A 5,092-nucleotide genomic window follows, 5' to 3' on the forward strand; every position below is an offset into this window, starting at 1 on the left:
CTACCATGCGCCTGGCCAGACCAAATACCACGCGTTCATCGTTGGCGAAATTGACGGCAAGCGGGTGGGTTTCGGTGGCGACAACATCCTTTTCTTGAATGGTACTGACCTCCGGAGCCAGAAAGCGGTGCAAAGCACCGTGCTCAGAAACAGCTTTCAGCTGAAAATGCATCGCCGCTGCGCCGAGTTGATGCGGAACGTGCAGATCGACCTGATGTGCCCGGGCCACGGCGAATTGTTCGCAATGGATCATGCTAGAGTTGAGGAATACACGCAGTATATCGCGCGAAAAGAGGACGTGTTCCGTCAGGTCGTGGACGCACCGGCCGATCACTTTATCGACCTGTTTTGGGTTCGAATGCTGCCCTACCTGTCGGAAACAAGGGCTGGGGAGACGAGGACGTTTACCCTCAAGATTCGGAACAATTTCGATCGCGCGGTGACCTATGAGGCGCGCCTGCTTGGGGATCACGGTTGGACTGCCGCGACGGAGTTCACTTGCCTCTGTCTCGATCCATTGGAAATTGGCGAACTCACTGTTGAAGCCCGGGCGCCCGCCAAGCCTGCGCGGGGTCGGAAACTCTTGACAGTCGAAATGCTGATCGACGGGATTTCCCAAGGTCCCGTATGCGAAGCTCTGGTGTCCACCATCAGCGCCTAGCTGTTATGGAACTGGACGACCGTGGTTCGTGAATACAAGCGGACCTTGGTCGATTCAGGCATCCCCTTTATCTGCTGGCGGTTTTGGCGCGTGATAGTCCTGACCGGGCGGAGCGACGTCGTTTTTTCCGGCATGATGATGAATCCGCAAGAGGACGAATGAGCATACGTGGATGCGATTTCCGTCCCTAGGTCGCACCAGAGCTGAAACGCTTTCTGAAGCAGCCTGGTCAATGATTTGGGTTTGCTGTCGTGCAGATCTCCTGTCAAGGGATCCCCCTTTATCGTCGCTGAAGCAATGTTCCGGGAGCTTTGTGCGATAGCGCAATTGCGGCGCCGGTGAGACAAACAGTGAGCCCCAGGATTTTGGCGGAGGTGACAGGCTCAGCGAAGAAGATCGCCGAAACTGCGATTGTGACAACGGGCGTCAGGTAGAGGACGCTGCCGACGTGGACGGCCGATGATTTGCGAAGGCACAGCCAATAAAATACATATGCGCCGAATGTCGAGAACAGGATAAACCAGCCGACAACGAACCAGAACTTGGGATCGTGGAGCGGCGGACCAAGGCCTCCATCCATCATGGCCAGCGGACAGAACAACATCGCGCAGAAAACGCTTTGAATTCCGATCCCAGGAATGATCGGTGTGTCGTCGACAAATGCCTTGGCAACCACCGTGGCCGTTACAATCCCAAACGTTCCGAGAATTGTCAGGAAGTAAGCAAATCCCGGCGCCGTAAGTCCGCCATAGCCGCCTGCCAGGGACACGCCCACAAACGCGACCGCGAGCCTGATCAACTCTCTCCACGTGACCTGTTCCCCGAGGATTGGTCCAGCAACCGCGGCCGTGAGCAAAGGTTGAAGGGCGTAGATGATGGATACTGTGCCCGCCGGCATCCCCATGTCGATCGCCACGATCGCGCACCCAATTTGCAGGAACATTGCGCAGATCCCGAGAACAGCGTTGATCCACAGGGGTCGCAACCCGTGCCGGACCACATACCGAATTGAGATTGGGGCGAGGACCACCGATATCAGGAGGAAACGCCAAAAGAGGACCAGGAGTACCGAGCCGGTTTCCGAAGCGAGCTTTGCACCAACGTACCCCGAGCTCCACATCGCCACGAGGCCAAGATCCATAATAGTCAAAGGGTAATTCCAAAGCTTTTTCATGACTGCTACACGGCATTGACCGGGGCCAGCGGTTCGCGACAGAGCGGCCGGCTTCCGGATCGACTTTTCAGAATTTGTCGCGTGGAGAGGACTGCGGCGCTGGGAGGTCTACTCTTTCCCTGCCCTCCACTCCCTGTACTTGAGACTAATCTTCGCCCCCAGGGCCTGAAGCGGCTGCCGAGGTAACGGCTGGGGTTTCTCGTAGGCTCTGAATATGTCGCTGAGCTCTGTCTTGAGCCCGGTGAGAAGTTCCGCAGTTGCGATACCCGCCGCAGTCGACTTGGTGCCCCCTATCCCGTTGCACGCGCAGGCGGCAAAGATGTTGGTTTCGACCTCGCCGAACAGGGGGACGGTATTCCACGTCAAGGCCATGGCTCCGCCCCAGCGATATTGCATCTTCAGATGGCCCAAATCGGGAAACCGGTCGGCAAATTTCTTGTCGTGAAGGTCACCCGCCCTCCCGATAACACCGGCGCTGGCCGTGATCTTGGGGTTATAGGTATACCGCGACCGAATGAGGATGCGGTCTCCGGTTTCCCCATCGACGCGGCGCACGGTTGTACCCATCGGCGATGCCGGGGTTGCCCCCCACTTCCGGGCTCCTCCCAATGACGAAGGCTCGAAGGGCTCGGACAAGGACGCATACGTGAAGATATGGAGAAGATCGTCGCGGCCGATCCCAAAACTCGCCGCATGGCCGTTAACCGCCAGCACGACGCGCGAGGCATTGATCCGGCCCTTGGCTGTGTGCACCGTGCATCCCGACGACGTGCTCTTGATGGAAAGCGCAGCCGTGTTCTCAAACAGAGCGATAGGCTTCTGCATCTGGTCCGCGACGGCTCGAACGAGGCTCGCCGGTTGAACGAGTGCTGCCCCGGGCGTGAACAGGCCGCGTTTGAAGGATCTGGTGCCAGTCACATCCGCAATTTCGGTGGCGTTCAGGTTCAGGTGGGGTTCGCCCAATAATTGCAGTTTCGAAGAATATTCGGCTAGTCCCCTTGCCCCGCCGTCGGTCATGGCGACGCTGTATTTGCCGCAGGGATCGAAGACCGAATTCGCCCAGCCGTGCTGGGCAGCGAGCCCGGCGTAGAGCCGGATCGCCGACCGTGCGACGACAATATCATTCCGGCTTTTGGCCAAGACATCGCCGGCAAAGTCACTTGTAGAAATATCGTGTGGGAGGTCGATCAGGAACCCGGAATTCCGTCCACTGGCACCGTTTCCCACGACGTCGGCATCTATTATGGTAATCGATAGTCCCGGGTCGAGCTGGTTGAGGCGCACCGCCGTTGCGAGGCCCGCGAACCCAGCGCCAATGATCGCGACATCCACTGTGATCGTCCGGTCGAGCTCCGGTGTCGCGATCCTGGGTGGCAGCAGCGCAGTCCATCCGGACCGCGGGCCGTGATCCGGCAATTGCCGCGCGCGGAAAACTTGCGAAGTCATTTTGCGGTTTCTTGTGCGAGTAGAGGGCCGATTGCCTTGCGTAGTGCCTGGATGCGGTCGGCAGACAGCGCGCGGAAGGGCTTTCTTATTTTACCAGGCGAATATCCGGTCAGCTCGGCACCCGCATAGACGCTCTGCACATAATCGCCCTGCCACAAGAGTGACATCAACGGCTCCAGCTGTGCCCAGAGGGCCGTGACGTCATCCCATCGTTTCTCGCGCGCCGCCTTGACGACCGCAACGCATGCGCGGGGTGCGATGTTTGCTCCGCCCCAGATCAGACCGGCGCAGCCCGCGAGTTGTGAGAAAGGCACCAGCGGATCAGCACCGTTGATCACAGCCAGGCCGGTCTGGATCAGGCTGACTTGTGAGACCAAATCTCCGCTGCTGTCCTTGACTGCCTGAAACTCCGGCAACTCGCACAGTTTGCGCAGGAGGTCCGGCGTAATTCTCACGCCCACTGCCTGAGGCACGTTGTATCCAATAATTGGCAGGCCTACTTTGGCGACATCCGCATAAAAATCAAAGATGCTGTCATCATCCGCGGGGCCTTCGAAGAACGGCGGAAGCACCATGACGCCATCAGCCCCGGCGTCCTTTGCGATCTGCGTCCTTTGGGCGGCGTCAGCGATTAGCAGCGCCGAAGCCTGCGCGATGACCTTCGCGCGGCCGGCTACCGTCCTCACTCCCCGTTCGATGACCGACTTGGATTCTTCGAGGGTCAGGTAGACATGCATGCCCGTCCCGGAGCTGAAGACAATGCCGTCTACGCCTACAGCCAGATACCGCTCGACCAGTTCATCAAGCCTGTTGAGATCGACCTTGCCGTTTGAATCGAAAGGCGTCGTGATGGCGAGGTTGAGGCCAGGGAACGCAAAAGCAGTCATGTCAAAAGCCTTCGTTGGAGCCGCTGAGGTCGACCCAAAGCGTCTTGGTTTGCGTGTATTGATCATGGGCATGAATGGCCTTGTCTCGGCCGCCGAAACCGGATTGCTTGTAGCCTCCGAATGGTGTCGCCGCGTCCCCTTCCCCGTAGCAGTTTACCGTCACGGTACCCGCCCGGAGCGCGCGGGCTGCCCTGAGGGCACGGGTGCCGTCTCCGCAGAAGATTGAAGCCGCAAGGCCATATTCCGTCGCGTTGGCAAGCGATACGGCTTCGGCTAGCGACTGGACCTCGATCACGGACAGGATTGGTCCGAAGATCTCCTCAATGACATTCTTGCCGTCATGGCCATCGAACTCGATGATCGTGGGTTCAATCGTCCTGCCGTGCAAAGTTTGGCCGCCGACAATCACTTTGCCATTCGACGCCAGGTATCCGCTCACCTTCTCAAAATGGGTGGAAGAAATCAGCGGGCCGACACGCGTTGCCGGGTCCAGTGGGTCGCCAACGATCCATGTCTTGGACACCTCCTTCAACTTCTCCAAAAGGGGATGTTTCACGTCCTTATGGACCAGGAGGCGCGAGATCGCAGAGCAATTCTGGCCCATGTTCCAAAACGCACCGTTGCAGATATGCGCCGCGACGGCGTCGAGGTCCTTCGCATCATCCATAACGATGCACGGGTTCTTGCCACCCATCTCAAGCACCACCTCCTTGAGATTGCTTTCGGAGGAGTATTTCAGGAAGCGGCGACCTGTCTCGGTGGATCCGGTGAAGGAGACGGCATCTATGTCGGGATGGCGGCCGATCGGTTCGCCGACCGCCGGGCCATCTCCCGTTACCACGTTAAAAACGCCGCCGGGGAACCCAGCTTCGAGGGCCAGCTCGGCAACACGCAAGGTCGTAAGCGAAGTTTCTTCGGCGGGTT

At 58.7% G+C, this 5,092-nt stretch carries 5 protein-coding genes; 1 reads left to right on the forward strand and 4 read right to left on the reverse strand.

Annotation, left to right across the window (positions count from 1 at the left end; all coding sequences use genetic code 11):
• Positions 1-661: COG1470 family protein (locus O7A70_RS33330; protein WP_337144129.1), on the forward strand; the 661-nt coding region annotated here is incomplete at its 5' end.
• Between the two features lie 280 nt (positions 662-941).
• Here O7A70_RS33330 and O7A70_RS33335 read toward each other — a convergent pair.
• The 4 genes from O7A70_RS33335 to O7A70_RS33350 form a co-directional block, all read right to left on the reverse strand.
• Positions 942-1,835: a DMT family transporter gene (locus O7A70_RS33335; RefSeq protein WP_337144130.1), complete on the reverse strand. Its 894-nt coding sequence runs from the start codon at positions 1,833-1,835 to the stop codon at positions 942-944.
• A 108-nt stretch (positions 1,836-1,943) separates the two neighbouring features.
• Complete coding sequence (locus tag O7A70_RS33340; RefSeq protein WP_337144131.1) at positions 1,944-3,281, reverse strand: NAD(P)/FAD-dependent oxidoreductase; 1,338 nt, start codon at positions 3,279-3,281, stop codon at positions 1,944-1,946.
• Positions 3,278-4,168, reverse strand: coding sequence for a dihydrodipicolinate synthase family protein (locus O7A70_RS33345; RefSeq protein ID WP_337144132.1), 891 nt, complete (start codon positions 4,166-4,168; stop codon positions 3,278-3,280). Before O7A70_RS33345 ends, O7A70_RS33340 begins: the two co-directional genes overlap by 4 nt.
• 1 nt (position 4,169) lies before the next feature.
• Positions 4,170-5,092, reverse strand: a 923-nt coding sequence (locus O7A70_RS33350) for an aldehyde dehydrogenase family protein (RefSeq protein ID WP_337144133.1), incomplete at its 5' end; no start/stop codon positions are given.

This window comes from Mesorhizobium sp. Cs1299R1N1 (assembly GCF_037179655.1).
In the GTDB taxonomy this organism is placed as follows: domain Bacteria; phylum Pseudomonadota; class Alphaproteobacteria; order Rhizobiales; family Rhizobiaceae; genus Mesorhizobium; species Mesorhizobium salmacidum.

Excerpts from the sequence above, each read along its gene's own strand:
- O7A70_RS33345 (WP_337144132.1), bottom strand. The coding sequence starts at position 4,168 with ATGACTGCTTTTGCGTTCCCTGGCCTCAACCTCGCCATCACGACGCCT.
- O7A70_RS33340 (WP_337144131.1), bottom strand. The coding sequence starts at position 3,281 with ATGACTTCGCAAGTTTTCCGCGCGCGGCAATTGCCGGATCACGGCCCG.
- O7A70_RS33335 (WP_337144130.1), bottom strand. The coding sequence starts at position 1,835 with ATGAAAAAGCTTTGGAATTACCCTTTGACTATTATGGATCTTGGCCTC.